This is a genomic window from Marinilabilia sp. (assembly GCF_016278715.1).
GTDB lineage: Bacteria > Bacteroidota > Bacteroidia > Bacteroidales > Marinilabiliaceae > Marinilabilia.
In genome coordinates, this window is sequence record NZ_JADQBH010000125.1 from 1 (window position 1) to 16,351 (window position 16,351).

The 16,351-nt window shown below is 43.4% G+C and carries 13 protein-coding genes; 1 reads left to right on the top strand and 12 read right to left on the bottom strand.

Going from position 1 to position 16,351, the window contains the following annotated elements:
* Nucleotides 1–144: 144 nt before the first annotated feature.
* The 4 genes from QZZ43_RS07645 to QZZ43_RS07660 form a co-directional block, all read right to left on the bottom strand.
* A complete protein-coding gene (locus QZZ43_RS07645) occupies nucleotides 145–1,773 on the bottom strand; it encodes a hypothetical protein (RefSeq protein ID WP_291857613.1) in 1,629 nt (542 codons plus the stop codon).
* Nucleotides 1,774–1,802: 29 nt separating this feature from the next.
* Entirely contained in the window at nucleotides 1,803–4,283 is a 2,481-nt protein-coding gene (locus QZZ43_RS07650) for an OmpA family protein (protein ID WP_291857615.1), read from the bottom strand.
* A gap of 223 nt (nucleotides 4,284–4,506) precedes the next feature.
* Entirely contained in the window at nucleotides 4,507–6,216 is a 1,710-nt protein-coding gene (locus QZZ43_RS07655) for a S41 family peptidase (RefSeq protein ID WP_291857617.1), read from the bottom strand.
* 303 nt (nucleotides 6,217–6,519) lie between these two features.
* Nucleotides 6,520–9,030 (bottom strand): hypothetical protein, encoded by a 2,511-nt coding sequence (locus tag QZZ43_RS07660; protein WP_291857619.1) that lies wholly within the window; start codon nucleotides 9,028–9,030, stop codon nucleotides 6,520–6,522.
* A gap of 130 nt (nucleotides 9,031–9,160) precedes the next feature.
* Between QZZ43_RS07660 and QZZ43_RS07665 the strand changes: the two genes are divergently transcribed.
* A complete protein-coding gene (locus QZZ43_RS07665; RefSeq protein WP_291857621.1) occupies nucleotides 9,161–9,466 on the top strand; it encodes a YciI family protein in 306 nt (101 codons plus the stop codon).
* Between the two features lie 178 nt (nucleotides 9,467–9,644).
* On the opposite strand, the gene QZZ43_RS07670 is transcribed toward QZZ43_RS07665, so the two are convergent.
* The 8 genes from QZZ43_RS07670 to QZZ43_RS07705 form a co-directional block, all read right to left on the bottom strand.
* A complete protein-coding gene (locus tag QZZ43_RS07670) occupies nucleotides 9,645–9,926 on the bottom strand; it encodes an acylphosphatase (protein WP_291857623.1) in 282 nt (93 codons plus the stop codon).
* 323 nt (nucleotides 9,927–10,249) lie between these two features.
* Nucleotides 10,250–11,152 carry a glycosyltransferase gene (locus QZZ43_RS07675; RefSeq protein ID WP_291857625.1) on the bottom strand — a complete coding sequence of 301 codons (903 nt, stop codon included), beginning with the start codon at nucleotides 11,150–11,152 and terminating at the stop codon, nucleotides 10,250–10,252.
* Nucleotides 11,153–11,200: 48 nt separating this feature from the next.
* Nucleotides 11,201–11,905, bottom strand: coding sequence for a phosphoadenylyl-sulfate reductase (locus QZZ43_RS07680; protein WP_291857626.1), 705 nt, complete (start codon nucleotides 11,903–11,905; stop codon nucleotides 11,201–11,203).
* A 42-nt stretch (nucleotides 11,906–11,947) separates the two neighbouring features.
* Nucleotides 11,948–12,979: an ATP-dependent 6-phosphofructokinase gene (locus QZZ43_RS07685; protein ID WP_291857628.1), complete on the bottom strand. Its 1,032-nt coding sequence runs from the start codon at nucleotides 12,977–12,979 to the stop codon at nucleotides 11,948–11,950.
* Between the two features lie 75 nt (nucleotides 12,980–13,054).
* Nucleotides 13,055–13,915: a universal stress protein gene (locus QZZ43_RS07690; protein WP_291857630.1), complete on the bottom strand. Its 861-nt coding sequence runs from the start codon at nucleotides 13,913–13,915 to the stop codon at nucleotides 13,055–13,057.
* Nucleotides 13,916–14,033: 118 nt separating this feature from the next.
* The gene (gene queA, locus QZZ43_RS07695; protein WP_291857632.1) at nucleotides 14,034–15,083 is read right to left on the bottom strand and encodes a tRNA preQ1(34) S-adenosylmethionine ribosyltransferase-isomerase QueA; all 1,050 of its coding nucleotides are present in this window, start codon (nucleotides 15,081–15,083) and stop codon (nucleotides 14,034–14,036) included.
* A 110-nt stretch (nucleotides 15,084–15,193) separates the two neighbouring features.
* The gene (gene truB, locus QZZ43_RS07700) at nucleotides 15,194–15,979 is read right to left on the bottom strand and encodes a tRNA pseudouridine(55) synthase TruB (RefSeq protein ID WP_291857634.1); all 786 of its coding nucleotides are present in this window, start codon (nucleotides 15,977–15,979) and stop codon (nucleotides 15,194–15,196) included.
* Nucleotides 15,980–16,012: 33 nt separating this feature from the next.
* Nucleotides 16,013–16,351: undecaprenyl-diphosphate phosphatase (locus QZZ43_RS07705; protein WP_291857635.1), on the bottom strand; the 339-nt coding region annotated here is incomplete at its 5' end.

Below are 16,351 nucleotides of genomic sequence, written 5' to 3' on the forward strand. Positions count from 1 at the left end.
CTTCATCAGTATAAATTTTATTCAGGTTATTGGTCTGATGTAACCAGCATGATTGATTTTATCCTTCTTCAATTAAGAAAATTTTTGTCATGCCCGTTTCATCATATCTCGAATTTTTAAATTTCACAGGTTGCTTATTCCTCCCTAAAAAGAAGGAATTTTGCCGGCAGCCTCAAAGGAGACAACCGCATTGAAACTCATATCATTATAAATCTTGACAAATTCATCCTCCCCAGTAAAAAAGCGCGTTTCCAGAATAATACTCATCGCATTGCGGTCGAGGAATTCATTGATCTGATCTCCATCTACGGTAATTGAGAATTCGGTATGGGTGGCCTCATTTACCCGGCCGGAAATTGCATCGGGAATGCCTGCCTCCACAACGTGAATGGCTTCTCCGGTTTCCTTATTACCAAACAGATTGTCAATTTGATTGCCATCTGCATCCACCACCCAGGCAGAAGCTGAGATATCCACCGGTATTTTACTGTAAAAATCGAACCAGATGGTAGCCAATTCCAGTTCCCGTGCATCATCAGAATCGTCTCCGAGAATATCATTAAAGTCAAAGTCGAGTGTATCCGTTCTCACATAATCTTTAGTCGTATTAAACCAAATAGGTGCCACAATATTCATTGTTCCCTGAAGTACATTGGATGGGCCCATAAAATTGCTCTCCGGGCCCTCTCCATCCGGGTTGGAAAAAGAGATGACGTCGAACAGTACACGACGGGGGTAACTATTGGCAATATTCACAATATTCGGAGAATTGTCACGACTAATGTGAAAGTTGGTCTCACTCATCCCTATTGGATCGCCATAGATAGCCGCATCCAATTCCAGATAAATCTGATTACTGCCATCCACCTCCAAAACATCAATCAACTGGTCATTTTCATCAAAAAACTGCATGTTTTCGGTTACCACATCAAAGGGAACCCCAATTTCACTGTTAACTTCCAGGTCGATATAGAAATCATAAATTTCAATCTCATCAATGAGCTCCAACTCATCAAACACTTCAAGTGTCAGTTCTTCGTTGGGGCGGGCTGATTCCTGCTGGCCAAAATAACCAAAAGCAAATCCAGGTTGCATTTCTGTGAGCGAAAATTCCAGCACCACGTCACCGGTCACCATGTTTGATAAGTCCAGTGAGGTAATAACCGAGATATAACTTGAATCCACCCCCTGGGATGGAATTACCTTTTTTCCTCCTAAGTCCTCATTAATCTGAAAAAACCGCTGGTTCCCGGAAGCATAAAAGGAATAACTCAGAGGATTTCCGTTGTCCAGCACTTCTGGCAGGGTGATGGTAACATCCCCTTCAGTTCCGTAAGGCATCATCAGATAAGCTGATAAAACGCCTCCTTGCATATTCAGACTGTCGTACCGCACATCCGTCCGGTGATTGAGCAGGACTTTTTCAGTAAAATCCACGTTGACAGCCGAATTAATCGGAAAAAAGATTCCCGGCGAGTAAGACCAGGTCTGAGAGTAGTCGCGCAGATTCACAAGCGATTCCCAGTCGATATCTACATCCCGGCTATATTTTACATTCACCAGACCCTCTTCATCCACAAATACATACTCATTGTCGAGGTCTTTAATCATATCCGATACCAAATAGGTAATATCACCGGCAGGACCGGCAATCTCAATGCGCCGGTTATCATCCGTTGTATCTGTAGTTACAGATATGTCATCGTCCTGACATCCCATTAAAAAAATGGAAAACATCAACACGCCTGTTTTCAAAAAATCAATGCTCTTCATAACACTAAATATTATCGTCTTCACAAACTTTATTCAATCACTTTTATCTCCACTCTACGGTTCTGGGCTCTTCCTTCTGCCGTAGTATTGGGTGCAATCGGCTGGTCGAAACCGTAACCTTCGTACTCAATACGGTCGGGAGCAATGTCCTGCGATTCCAGATATCGTTTAACTGACAAGGCCCTCGCTTTCGAAAGCCGTTTGTTCAGTGAAGCAGAACCTGTATTATCGGTATGTCCCGAAACTTCGATTTTCACAGATGGGTTTTCATTCAGCAACCTTGCCAATCGATTCAGTTCGGGATAAGACTCTGCCCTGAGCGTGGCTTTTCCACTGGTAAACAGAATATTATCTGCTACAATACTGGCCCCTCTGGCCATTGGTTTCAGTTCAATATTGCTGACTTTCAGCGTGGTGTCCGGGTGAAATTGCAAGGGAAGATTATTGAAAAAATAACCATCAGCGTTAACCTCTACCAAAAACGGGCCTTCCTCATATACCGTGATGGAATAATTTCCGGTAGTAGAATCGGCAAAAGCAATCAGGAATGCCTCTTCCTCGCCGGGTTCAAAAACGGCCAGTTCAGCAGGAACAGCATCGTTCGTGTTTTCTTCCATCACTTTCCCTGACAGCACATAGGTAATAACACTCTTCTCCAGCTCAATATTTTTCTCCTCAGAATCTCCTATTGTGTTTTGAAGTAAAAGTTCGGATGAATAGAGATAATAATCAGCAGCAGATATAGTCATATTGAGATTAAATTTATCCTCAAAGGTGATTCGATAAGCACCTGTCGTGTTATCGGAGAAAATCCGGTGAGTAACAGAATCCTTATCAACCGGGCGGAAAGTAATTTCAGCCTGTACCGGTTGTTGCGTATCCACATCGGTTATAAAACCACTCAGAGAATAGGGATGTTTGAGCATTTCGAGTTGAAAATCGGTTGTAATGGAAGCATTTCTTTGAGTAGCTCTGGGGATATCCGCCATACCCATTTTATATCCTTCTGCACTCGCCTGGAGCACATAATTTCCGGTGTCTTCCAACGAAACCAGATAGTTCCCGGTAAGCGAATCGGACCATGCCGAAAGAACTTGTTCTCTTTTGAGTGTGTCAATGAGAGACAACTGTCCGTAAAGCGGTTCACCGGATTCCACATCGGTAATTTGGCCTGAAATGGAAAACGGAATTCTGATATCTTTTCTGATTTTAAACAGATCAAGGCCTCCAAAACCACCCGGTCGGGAGGAAGAAATAAGAGCCACCAAAGAATCGGAAGTGGGATAAAAGAATAGATCGTCAAAGGGACTGTTTACCGGTTGTCCGACATTTACGGGATACATCCATTCACCATCGCGGTTTTTTTCCACCCTAAAAATATCAAACCCCCCAAAACCGGGATGCCCTTCGGATGCAAAATACAAGGTATTTCCATCAGGATTAACAAAAACGCCTTCTTCATCAAACGGCGTATTAATAACCGGTCCGATATTGCGGGGCTTAGTAAATCGACGGGTGCCTTTCCTTCGGCAGGTCCAGATATCTTTGCCACCCATTCCGCCTCTTCTGTCCGTCACAAAGAAAACGACTCCATCTTCGGTTTCGGTAAAAGCAGTCTCTTTAAATACTTTATGATCTAATTTTGTACTGATGGCAGCGGGTTTACCTATCCGTTTTCCGGAAATATCTGCCACTCCTATCTGTCCGCCTCGTTTCTTGCCCCGATAAACATACAGAGATTCCCCGTCTGGGGAAATACCGGAAACCCCGGAATTAAATCTTGAATTCAACCTACCACTCTCAACCCCCTCAGAAGCAATGCTATTAACATAAGAAGCTTCAAGTACTCTTTCCTCAAATGCCTGGCGTCCCACGGGCACATCGGGCAAATGGTCCGGCCGCCGGGTGACAAAAAATATTCTTTCGTGACGACTATTCTCCACAGCAGCATACTCGTCATAATAACTATTAACGGCAGGTCCCAGATTAATGACAAAAGCCGGAACAGAATCTGCAGCATTGGAACGTCCAAATTCGCACTCGCTTAACAACTGATTCAAAACCGGTCTGAATTGCGTTTGTTTCCAGGACGAAAGGGTATTGTTATATTGCTCAAAAGCTTCCCGGGCACGGGAATAGTCCAGCCGAATCCGGTATGCATTTCCCAGAAGTAAATAATAATCGCTTGCTACAGATGGTAAACTTTCCAATAAAAATCCGGCTGCCTGCTCCGGTTCTTCACCAAACAAGGCACTCACACCCAGTTTGTAATTCAAGGCAGCTACCTCCGGGTTCTCTTTGTAAAGCTCTTTAAAAGCCCGAAAGCTCCCTTCATAGTAACCGGAACGATAAAAGCGCTCCCCCTGATTCAGTTTGTCCAAATAATACTCCAGATCGACATCCGGAACATCAGACAAAATTTGATTGACATCAACTTTAGGGTTTTCCTGCGCCACTAAGGGGAAACTGACAAAACCTAAAAAGAAAAACAGTGCTAAAAGAAATCTCATAAATCTTAAGTTTGGTTACTCATTTCTGATAGTGAAAATTTTAAATTCCATGACTACCCACTCTTCTTTACGAAAAAAAACGAAAAGAGTTCACCCGTTGGTTTTTCATCTGGCTCAAAACACATGGTTCAGCCACCTTTGAAAATGATGGCGCAATGGGTTACAAAAACAAGGGGCGCATCGAAATCGATACACCCCTGGAGTACTTTCTTTAAAATTCGTTTTAACGCTTCCGCCGGTCACCCGCATGGCTCAGCACAGTTCCATTTAAGATTCCCTGATATTCGGAATTATTGTCGGAAATCTCCAGAGCCTTTTTCAAAACGTTATCATCTTCAAGTGCATATTGAATGGCTCCTTTACGATAATAGTAACGTTTCAGAATCTCATCAGCTAAAAGATCTTCTACCTCTCCCCGGAAGTTTTCCAGGTCTTGTGTAACGCTCACATCAAGTTTTTTCTCCAATGTATTGAAAGCCTCTTCATTAATATCGTAGTATCCCTCTTTTTCAGCGGCTTCCTTCAACTTTTTAAAGCGCTCTCTGCTTTCGGAGGTATATTTAAAACTTTCGAGGCTGGTCAAATACTCTGTAAAATCATTATAGATTTCATCGGTCACCGAAAACTCCCCCGGAACAGCAACCGTGGTGTTTTCAGCCACAAACCTGTTGGCATAATCGAAAATAGTTTGCTGTGCCACCAGCGCAAAAGTCATATTGCTGTATTTTTCGTAAGGAACCACCACATCCGGCGAAATTCCTCCGCCATCGTACACGGTGCGTCCGTTTTTGGTGGTAAATTCGGTAATCAGTGAATCAGGAACATATCCCACGCTACCATCTTCATTGCGCTGACTGTAATCAAGTGCCTGAATACATCTTCCACTGGGAATGTAGTATTTGGCAGTAGTTACCTTAAGCTTCGCATTATATGGAAGACTACGGGTAGTCTGCACCAGCCCTTTACCAAAAGAACGGTTTCCAACAATAACGCCACGGTCATGATCCTGAATCGCACCTGCAACGATTTCAGAGGCCGAAGCAGAGCCCCGGTTAATCATCACAACCAAAGGAATCACAGTGTCAACAGCGGCTTTTGAGGTCCTGTAAACTTTATCCCATTGTTTGATCTTGCCTTTGGTACTCACCACTTCCGAGCCTCTTGGGAGGAACAGATTGGCCAGCTTAACAGCTTCGTCCAGCAAACCTCCAGGATTTCCGCGCAAATCGAGAATAAGTTTTTCGGCACCCTGCTCTTCTTTCAACTCTTTGAGGGCCTCCTCAACGCGTCGGGAGCAATCCTGAGTAAAATTGTCAAGAATTATGATTCCGGTTTCATCATCGACCATTCCGTAGTAGGAAACAGGGTCGATCTGAATAGCCTTTCGCACAAGTTTGATATCCAGTGGTTTTTCAATTCCGTAACGTTTAACAGTAACCGTAACGTCCGTATTGGCAGGGCCCTTAAGCTGGTTGCTTACAGCCTCGGTTCTTTTTCCCTTCATATCAACACCGTTAATAGAGAGAATCTTGTCGCCGGCTTTCAAACCTGCTTTGTCAGCAGGGAACCCCTTGTAAGGCTCCGAAATATAGACAAAATCTTCCCTACCGGAAATAAGGGCACCAATTCCTGCATATTCGCCGGTAGTCATGAAATTAAAATCGTCCATTTCCGACTCAGGAATGTAGGTTGTATAAGGATCCAACGACTCCAGCATAGCCTCGATTCCGGTTTCCACCAAATCCTCGGGATCCGTTTCTTCCACATAATAGGTATTCAACTCCCTGAAAAGGGAATAAAAAATATCGAGATTTTTAACGATGGAAAAATTACGCTCCTCGTTACCGGCGGTCACAAACCCCAGTGAGATGACCAGTCCGATTGCTACCGCACCAGTCCATCCAATCCATTTTCTTCCTCTAATCTTCTTCATTATTTGATGTCTTTAATCTTTATACTTGAGCCCATTACAAAAGGTTCTTTGTTGTCAAAATCTCGTTTCTTTGGGTGTGTTGTACCCGTTCTTATTTTTTTGCGATTGGAATGAAAGAAATTTCTTTCTCCCGGTTTTTAGCCCGCATTATTCATTAATTATCTATTACGATGCTCAACTAACAGCAAAAATACCTCTTTTCGGAGCAGGCTCATACTTTTAGTATTTGTTTTGAGGTGATAAAACTCCTGAACTAAAGTTTTCAGAAACCATGCCAACTATTCCGGAGGCAGCAAACAAATTCTAATTCTCTTTAAGTTTAAGAACAGAATTGCGATATCGCCATAAAAGAGCCAGGCCCATCAGAATTACAAGAACTCCACCAATCCAGGAAAGCGTATTGGCAATATCAACCGAGTCAGGCTCAAAACGAAACTCAATGGTGTGTGTGCCATCAGGAACCATCAATGCCCGCAGGATGTAGTTAACGCGATTAATTTCCACTTCATCGCCGTCAATAAAAGCCTTCCATCCGGCTGGGTAATAAATATCACTGAAAACTGCCAGTTTCTCACCATTGGCCCGGGCCTGAAAAACCAGACGGTCGGGGGCATAAGAAGAAAGCGTAATTTCACTTCCGGAATTAATGTTCTGATAAGAGCCCCAACCGTTCAAACGATCCTGCCGGATTACAGCAGTTTTGGCCAGGTTAAAACTCTTCAGCGACGCCAATTCGTCTTCTGCGGACGCAACTGTTTCAATATTATTAACAAACCAGGCATTTCCATAGGCAGACGGATTCTCCACCGGTGGCTGCCCGGGATGATAAATTATGTATTTGGTATTCAGCATATTCAGCACCGGCATTTTATCAAGCAATTGTTGTGCCTCCTGCGCAGATCCACCATTCCGGAAATGCATCGTCAGCGTTTGCCAGTAATTCTGCAGGTAAAAATCAATTACATCCTGGTAGATTCGCAACTTGGCGCCATGATAGCCACCCAGAGAATTGTGAAAATATGAAGTGTTGACCTCATTGAAAGGATTTCGATAGATACTGAAAACACGGTAATAAGGGTCATCATCCTCCAGTATCAGTTTATCCGCTTTTGATTTCTCAAATTGCTGAGTCATTTGGCGGGGCGACACAAAATCTTCGTTGCTCAGGTATCGTTTATCAACGCCCCACATATCAATCAATACCAACAGGGCCAGACCGGGCAAAACATATTTCTTCGACAAACGGTTGGTGGCAAACAGCCACAAAGAAGCGCTTCCCAGCAGGATAAAAAAGAAGGAACGGAGGGCATCGGACTGCAACAATCCGATACGTGCCTGTTGCATATTCAATATCACCTGGTCAATAACGCCGGCCTGATCGGGCATTTGTTGTTTCTGACGTGCCAGAGCAGAGACTTCTTCTGTGCTCATGAAATCAAAAAAGAGATTAGGCAACAAATATACCAGGATAGCAACTCCTCCGGTCAATCCGAAAGCAGCTAAAAACTTACCGCTTTGGTCACGAATCAAACCCGGATTATCTGTTACTTTTTTCAATCCTAACATGGCCAGTAAAGGAATGGTAATGGTTGCAATTATCAGGGCCATTTCTACTGTTCGAAATTTGTTGTATAACGGGAATACATCAAACATAAAATAGTTGAACCACTCCAGATTTTTCCCCCAGGCCAGCAAAATTGATAGAATAGTTGCTGACACCAACCACCATTTCTCAGGACCTTTATAGAAAAACAACGCCAGCACAAACAAAAAGAAAACCAGAGCACCAACATATACAGGTCCTGATGTGAAAGGCTTGCTACCCCAATATTGCGACTGTCCGCCAACGATTTCACGCAAGCGCGGGTCAACGTCTTTCATGGCACGGGGACTTTGAGAAATCGCCTCAGATGCTCCTCCCATCAGATTGGGAATCATCAGTGTCAGCGTTTCTGCTTTCCCGTAACTCCAGGCAAAGGCATAATTGCGGTCCAGACCAGAATCGGTCCCCCCTTCTTTTGAGGTCGACTCCAGTTCTGAAGGTCCCCGGATACTAAAAGTCCCATATTCATAAGTAGGCCACAGATGACTTAGGTTAGGAAGAACAGCCAGTATTGCTGCCACCACTAAAAAAGCAGTGCGCTTGCCAAAATCTTTAACCGTTCCGTCAATCAATGCTTTAATGAACCGGCCAACCATCAAGACCAAAACTATCAAAAACAGATAATAGGTAATCTGCACGTGATTGTAAGCAACCTGGGCTCCCAGCGCTACGGTAGTAAAAAATGCCCCCACCCAGGGCCGCCGGTTCAGCGTGTACAGAATACCGGCAATGACAGGAGCCGAGAGTGCAATTGCATAAGCCTTTGTAATATGGCCGGCAATGATGATAATGATGTTGTAAGATCCAAATGCAAAGGCCAGAGCCCCAACCAAAGAGAGCCAGCGTCCCATCTTCATACTTCGGAGCAAAATGTAGAACCCCAGAAGGTAAAGAAACAAAATGGCCACCGTATGAAATGGAAGGCCAAACCTTACCAGCCGGTTGAATTTGGAAAAGATATTGGCGGACGAATCACCTTTGATCTGATAAGCCGGCATACCTCCAAACATGGAATTGGCCCAGTAAGAATGCTCACCTGTTTCAGCCTCATATTCGTTCAACTCCTGCGCAGCACCCAGGGCGTGAGTATTGTCCATCTGCGGAAGTTCCATTCCCTTAAAAACAGGATTGAAATATAAAAAACTGAGCCCTGCAAAGAGGGCCATTATACCGATAAAAAACAGTACGGGTTTTAGCTTTTGAATTTCCATTGCTACAACTCTTTTGCGATTTTCAGACCAGAAAGATACATAAAGTTTGTGAAGCGACCTTTTTATGCCTGCTGAAACTTTAATGACGCTTTACCGTATAGAATATCTGATTTATTAACCCCAAATTCCCATGTATATTATTTTGATTCAACTCAGACGTTCCGACGAACAAGTAAATTACTATAAAAAAGCTCACGAGGCGTACCTTAAAGAACAAGTAGAACAAGGTAGTTTTATCGTTTCAGGTAATCGAACCCCCAACACAGGAGAAGTAATTCTTTCGTGCCTACCGGATATGGAAACTCTTTATGAAGTTCTGCAGAAAGATCCATTTTACAAAAACCGCATCGGACAATACGAAATCATTGAGTTTGAAGCCAATGTAAAATGCCAGGAATTGGCTGATTTTATTGAGGAGCACGAAGACAATTCTTAAAAACAAAATATCTATTAACAACGCTGCTCTTAACGTTAATTTTGACTTTTCTAAGTAAACAGCCTCATTTAACTGATTACATATTTCTTACAATCCAAAAAAGAATTTAATAAAACTCCCGGTTAAAAAAATTTGTGCTTTTGAGTCTCTGACTTAAGTCAAAAACAGTTACGGTTACTTAAAAATCGGAACAATGACGGATACGAAACCGGGTATATCCGTACACCGCAACATCGTATACCTGAAAAGAACTGACTTCTGATTGAGGTGGGCCAATGCGGCACTTTTCAATAAAAGACTCCAGATTTTCCGTCTCTCCCTCTGCATCCACCTCCACATTTCCTCCCGGCATATTCTTGACATATCCGTTAATATGGAGCCGACAAGCATTTTCTTTTACAAAGTACCGAAACCCGACTCCCTGAACTCTGCCTCCGATAATTAAGCGCACTCTCTTCATCGGTAAAAATTTTGACTATTAAACTCAATAACAGCTGCTTAGAAACAACAAAGGCTATAATCTAAAGTAGCGTTTTTGTGATTAGAGATTGCTTCGGGCATGGCCATCTCAATGAAGCAATCTCTAAAAATACAATAGTCCGTTAAACTTTTGTAATCACTTAATGCTTAATTGTTTATGAATTGCCAGGTGTTTGTTCCAACAATCAGTTTATCAATGTTATAGGATTCATCTTGAATCTTATATCTAAAAATCTAACGATCTATTAAAAATACACAAGCGACTATAAACTTAAGCCTTCATCAAACAAACGGCAACCATTGTCACAATAACTCCTTTTTGAAATCGCTCTTCAGAAACAAACCCAATTTAAAAAAATCAAACAACCACAAGGCAATCCACCCGTTTTTCAGCAAGAACTCCACCGTTGGTCGGAAAAGATTGAACAATACCAACACTACCGGGGCGACGGGTTTTATCCTGATGTAAAAGCGAAGCAATCCTATATCGTTAACAAAATCAGGGTCGTAATCAACATACTCCAGAATAGTTCCCAGATTTTTGACGCTCGTGGCACTCTTCCTCAGGTATTCACTGTTGATCTCCAATTCTCCATTCATTACCGGATTGTCAATATGGGTTATATTTATCTGGTTCTTTTTGAGAACAAATCCCAACAGGGTGTCTTCGTGCCCGTATCTGATAATGCGCTCATCGAAAGGAAATTCTGCCAATATCTCGCGCCGAATCAGAAAATTATTAGACATGAACGATCTGTTGGGCGTTTTTCGCCTTTCCTCACAAGACCTGCTCTCCTTTTGAATCCCATACTTCCACCGCAAAAGATATTCACGTGTAGGCTTAAAAGAGTCGTAAACTCTTCCGCCGCACACCACATTTACCTCGCTTGAAGCAACTGCCGAAGCATATTTCTGCAAAAAAGTATCGGTGATTACAATAGAGTCACAATCAAGAAACAAAAGATTCCGGTATTTGGTGTACTCCAGAAACAGATTTCTGATTTTTGCCCTTCCCACATTATCGGGCAACTCCACATACACCTCCCGGTTACAAACCGAACGATTAATTTTTTTGTATTCCTCATCGGAACCATCGTCAATCAGAACTATTTCGCACGGAAATTCCGCTCTCTCCACCTGCCGGGACAGAGTGTTCACCAGTTGGCGCACATCAAAGTTGAAGACCGGTATGCAGATGGATATCAATAGACAACAAAATTTTCAGGTTAAATCTGATTCCGCTGGTGAGCAAATCTACCGCTTATGCAACCCGCACTCCTTGCTTTCCGGATTTTCCCACCACCAGCGACCGGCACGAACATCCTCCCACGATTCAATGGCCCGCGTGCACGGCAAACATCCAATACTGGGAAACCCTTTGTCGTGAAGCGGGTTGTAAGGCACCTTATTTTCTTTGATATAATCCCAAACATCACTCTCAGACCAGGAGGCCAACGGATTCACCTTCAGGAGGCCGTTATTCTCGTCCCATTCCACCACGTGAATATTTTGCCGTGTAATAGCCTGTCCGGCACGTAATCCACATATCCAGGCATCCAGGGTCTTAAAGACACGCTTCAGGGGTTCGATCTTCCGAATTCCACAACAAAGCTTTCTGTTTTCGATACTATCGTAAAACAGGTTAATGCCTTTGCTATTGACCATTTCCTCCACCTGTTTGTAGTCAGGAAACATCACCTCAATTTTGGTATTGTATTTTTTATTGGTGCGATCAATCAAATCGTAAGTTTCAGGAAACAACCGACCGGTGTCAAGGGTGAAAATCCGCGCATCGGGTTTAATTTTCAAAACCATATCGGTCAGTACCTGATCTTCGGCACCCATACTGGAAGAAAGAGCCACCTTGTCACCATACTCATTCAGAAACCATGTCAGTACTTCTGCAGGGTCTTTTCCCGGAAATTTCTTGTTTAATTCTGCTATCTGCTTTTGATCCATTGAATTGTTTTTTTGCAAATTTAGGGATTCGGAGGCAAAAAATCACTTTCCTCCGAAAGAAACCCCCATGTACCTGGCTTTTTCAACAAGACTGTTATCGTGCTCCACAAGCCGGAGACGCCCCCCAACCTCATCCAGAGGGACACTTACAATATCATTTCCCCGGGCGGCAACCATCACACCAAAATTATCCTGATGAATCATCTGGGCGGCGTAGGTGCCATAACGGGTGGCCAAAATCCGGTCCGCAGCCGTTGGGCTTCCTCCCCGCTGAGTGTATCCCAACACCGTTTCTCGGGTCTCCAGACCTGTCATTTTAGTAATTTTCTTAGAGATGTAAGCCCCTGCATTTTTCTTTTTCCCCGCCTTAATACCTTCTGCGACGACGACAATAGAATAGGGTTTCTTTTTGTTGCTTCGCTCAATCAGACAATTGGCGACCACCTCCATGTCATAGTCCAGCTCGGGCAGAAGAATCACATCTCCACCTCCGGCTATTCCAGAATGCAGAGCTATCCAGCCTGCATGATGTCCCATTACCTCGATCACCATCACACGTTTATGCGAATTTGCAGTGGTGTGAAGGCGGTCAATAGCCTCGGTGGCTATAGTTAGTGCCGTATCAAACCCAAAGGTAACGTCGGTGCCCCAAACATCATTGTCGATGGTTTTAGGAATGCCCACGATATTAAGTCCCTCTTTGGAAAGCAGATTGGCCGTTTCCTGGGTTCCGTTTCCTCCTATGCAAACCAGGGCATCCAGCCCCAGCTCTTTATAGTTTTGTTTAATCAACTGGGGTTTGTCCGATACAATATCTCCTTCCTGTTGTTTGAACGGTTTCATCCTGGATGTCCCAAGAATAGTTCCTCCCAGTGTCAGAATCCCGGACAAGAGTTGTTCATTCAGTGGTATCACATCTTTTTCCAGTAATCCTGTAAAGCCATTGGCAATACCAATCACTTCCATCCCATATTCCACAATGGCCGTTTTACCGATACCTCTGATAGTGGCATTGATACCGGGACAATCGCCTCCTGCTGATAAAATTCCAATTTTTAATTTCTTGTTAGCCATAGCAGTCTCATTTTTGGTCTGTGATTTTGCCCGCAAGCATTCCGGGCAGCATAAATTCATACAAGTCTGTTGGGGTCAGGCGTGAAATACCAATAATGGCACATCGGTATAGAAAAGAATACGCCGGGTAATTTCCGGACTGAAAAGCTGGGCAATCATGTTTCGTTTGCGCCGGGTCATGGCAATCAGATCGATATTTTTTTCTTCAACGTACCTCTCCAATGAAGGCATCAAATGCTCACTTTGTTCAAAACTGCCTTGAATCCGGTGATTTCGGTAGGTTGCATCACAGTAATCCCTGAATTTGTCCATACGTCTTAATTCATTATCATCAGGTTTATGTGACTGAAACCTCACGGCATGAATTTGCGTCTGAAACGGTGTGATAAGCCGAATGAGTTTGTGAATAGAGATGTAATCGCTATCTCCAAAGTCGGTGATGAACAACACCCGGCTCAACTTTTCCAAATCGACCGTAGAATTGGCAGGGACCGCCAAAACAGGAACCTCTGCCCGTTTCATCACGTCGCTGGTAACACTCCCCAACAGTTCTTTGATAGTTTCGCCCTTACTTTTAGTGCCCATGATGATGACATCTGGCTCCATTTCTTTGCTCACTTTCAAAATCACCTCCTCTGAATACCCGAATTCGAAACGATTTTCCAACTCAATATTCTTGTCCTGAATAGAAGTCATTTTGTTGATTGCACTTTGACATAAACCTGCAAGCCGATCCCGGGCGTCAAGTTCTCTTTTCCGAACATTCTCTTCACTGTTGGGTTCAATCGGCTGTAGCCCTTCTTCAATATCTTCATATTCCGAAAAACTATGCAATAATGTCACAGTTGAAGGAAATTTTCCTGCCAGTGTCAAAGCATAAGTCAATGCGTTGACCGAATGTTCGGTAAAAGTAACCGGAACAAGGATTTTTATCATATCGGTTCGTTTATAGCAAAAGCTTTGTTCAGGTTGAAAAGTTACGAAAAATATATAAAAAAACCCGCATCCGGGGAATCAGGGATACGGGGGTTAAAAAATTAAGCAAATATGGTTTTTATATTATCAACATAGCATCTCCGTAAGTTCCGAAGCGGTACTTCTCTTTTACGGCAACTTTATATGCTTTCATTATCAAATCATAACCTCCGAATGCTGCCACCATCATCAACAGGGTGGAATAGGGCAAATGAAAGTTGGATACCATGGAATCTGCCACACTAAATTCATATGGAGGGAAAATGAACTTGTTGGTCCATCCCTCAAAGTAATTTACATGACCCTTGGTGGAAACAGAGCTTTCGATGGTACGCATCACAGTTGTGCCAACCGCACAAATACGTCTTCTTTCATCTTTGGCCTGGTTAATCATCTTTGCCGCTTCATCGGAAATAATGATTTGTTCAGAATCCATCTTATGTTTGGTGAGGTCTTCCACATCAACCGAACGGAAACTTCCAAGTCCCACATGCAAGGTAACATAGGAAAAGTCCACTCCTTTTATTTCAAAACGTTTCAACAACTCCCGACTAAAATGCATCCCGGCAGTAGGGGCGGCTACAGCACCTTCGTGCTTTGCAAAAATGGTTTGATAGCGCTCCTGATCTTCCGGCTCAACTTTTCGGTTAATAAATTTAGGCAAAGGAGTCTCCCCCAGGCTGTATAAGGTTTCTTTAAATTCTTCATGAGAACCGTCGAACAAAAAACGAAGAGTACGTCCCCGGGAGGTAGTATTGTCAATGACTTCGGCAACCAATGAATCGTTATCTCCGAAATATAGTTTGTTGCCAATACGTATTTTACGGGCCGGATCGACTAAAACATCCCACAAGCGTTGTTCTTTATTGAGCTCACGAAGCAAGAAAACTTCGATTTCGGCGCCGGTTTTCTCTTTATTACCATACAAGCGGGCAGGAAAAACTTTGGTGTTGTTAAAAACCATGACGTCTTTCTCGTCAAAGTAGTTAATGATATCTTTAAAAACTTTGTGTTCAATCTTCCCGGTATCTTTGTGCACAACCATCAGGCGTGACTCGTCACGGTTGGGTGACGGATGCAAGGCAATTAGCTCCTCAGGTAATTTGTACTTAAACTTTGACAACTTCATAATTCACTCTGTGGTTTTGTATGATTAATGACTCTGATTTTAACGCAAAAATAAGCCTATCTTATACGCAAGAATTGGCTGTTTGTTTCAAAAGCGGCCATAATTATTTTTTAATCTTCCTGCCTGGTGTTAACACCAATAAGCTGCTCATTGTTCCATCGTTCCCTTAATATATCAAATGCTTCATCAAAAGCTTCAATGCTCATCGCATCTTCGACCCTGACTTCTCCAATGGACGTTCTCCGCAATCCAGTGAGGTGGCCTCCTGATTGAAGCGCTATTCCCAGGTCTCGGGCTATGGAACGAATATAAGTTCCTTTACTGCACCTGATGTACACAGTTGCTTCAAAATTTTCGAAATTCAGCAATTTGAACTCATGAATCACCACTTTCCGCGATTTAATTTCAAACGACTCTCCATTCCGGGCCATCTGGTAGGCACGCTTCCCATCTATTTTGAGGGCGGAAAATTGCGGAGGCACCTGATCCTGCTCTCCCAGAAAATTCTGCACCGCTGCTTCAACGGCTTCACAGGTAATATGGTCTGAAGGGAACTGCATGTCCGGCTCAGTTTCCAAATCAAACGAAGGTGTGGTTGCTCCAAATTTTATGCGCGCCTCATAGCCTTTCTCACGCCCCATCAGCTGGTTAATCTTCTTGGTTGCCTTTCCGGTACAAACAATAACCAATCCGGAGGCAAGAGGGTCTAAGGTCCCGGCATGTCCAACCTTCAACTTCTTCAATTTCAGCCCATGCTGCAAACGTGATCGGATTTTTTTCACCACGTCAAAAGAAGTCCACTCCAACGGTTTGTCCATCAACAATATCTGCCCCTCCGAAAAGGAAGCAGGATGATTAAGAACAATTAAATCGGTACAAAATTCAGACAACTCCATTATTTAATTACGTAATTTCATCTAACGCCCAAGTTACCATAGAAAACCGCCGATGGCAAGTGCCCCGACAAGCGCACAATACAGTGCAAAATAGATGAGCTTTCCGCGTTTCACAATTTCAATCATCCACTGACAGGCCAGAAGTCCGCTCACGAAAGCTGCAACAAAACCGGCAAGCATGACCAGCACGCTAATTTCATTGCCAGTTGCAGCCTGAGGGACATCATTTTTTAACAAATCGAGCGTGTTTTCACCAATAATGGGTACCAACACCATCAAAAAAGAAAAACGTGCGACTTCGGTACGCCTATTTCCAATAATCAGTCCCGTGGCAATAGTCGCTCCAGACCTGGAAATACCCGGCATCACCGC

Excerpts from the sequence above, each read along its gene's own strand:
- QZZ43_RS07650 (WP_291857615.1), bottom strand. The coding sequence starts at position 4,283 with ATGAGATTTCTTTTAGCACTGTTTTTCTTTTTAGGTTTTGTCAGTTTC.
- QZZ43_RS07690 (WP_291857630.1), bottom strand. The coding sequence starts at position 13,915 with ATGATAAAAATCCTTGTTCCGGTTACTTTTACCGAACATTCGGTCAAC.
- QZZ43_RS07665 (WP_291857621.1), top strand. The coding sequence starts at position 9,161 with ATGTATATTATTTTGATTCAACTCAGACGTTCCGACGAACAAGTAAAT.
- QZZ43_RS07655 (WP_291857617.1), bottom strand. The coding sequence starts at position 6,216 with ATGAAGAAGATTAGAGGAAGAAAATGGATTGGATGGACTGGTGCGGTA.
- truB (WP_291857634.1), bottom strand. The coding sequence starts at position 15,979 with ATGGAGTTGTCTGAATTTTGTACCGATTTAATTGTTCTTAATCATCCT.
- queA (WP_291857632.1), bottom strand. The coding sequence starts at position 15,083 with ATGAAGTTGTCAAAGTTTAAGTACAAATTACCTGAGGAGCTAATTGCC.
- QZZ43_RS07670 (WP_291857623.1), bottom strand. The coding sequence starts at position 9,926 with ATGAAGAGAGTGCGCTTAATTATCGGAGGCAGAGTTCAGGGAGTCGGG.
- QZZ43_RS07685 (WP_291857628.1), bottom strand. The coding sequence starts at position 12,979 with ATGGCTAACAAGAAATTAAAAATTGGAATTTTATCAGCAGGAGGCGAT.
- QZZ43_RS07660 (WP_291857619.1), bottom strand. The coding sequence starts at position 9,030 with ATGGAAATTCAAAAGCTAAAACCCGTACTGTTTTTTATCGGTATAATG.
- QZZ43_RS07680 (WP_291857626.1), bottom strand. The coding sequence starts at position 11,905 with ATGGATCAAAAGCAGATAGCAGAATTAAACAAGAAATTTCCGGGAAAA.
- QZZ43_RS07645 (WP_291857613.1), bottom strand. The coding sequence starts at position 1,773 with ATGAAGAGCATTGATTTTTTGAAAACAGGCGTGTTGATGTTTTCCATT.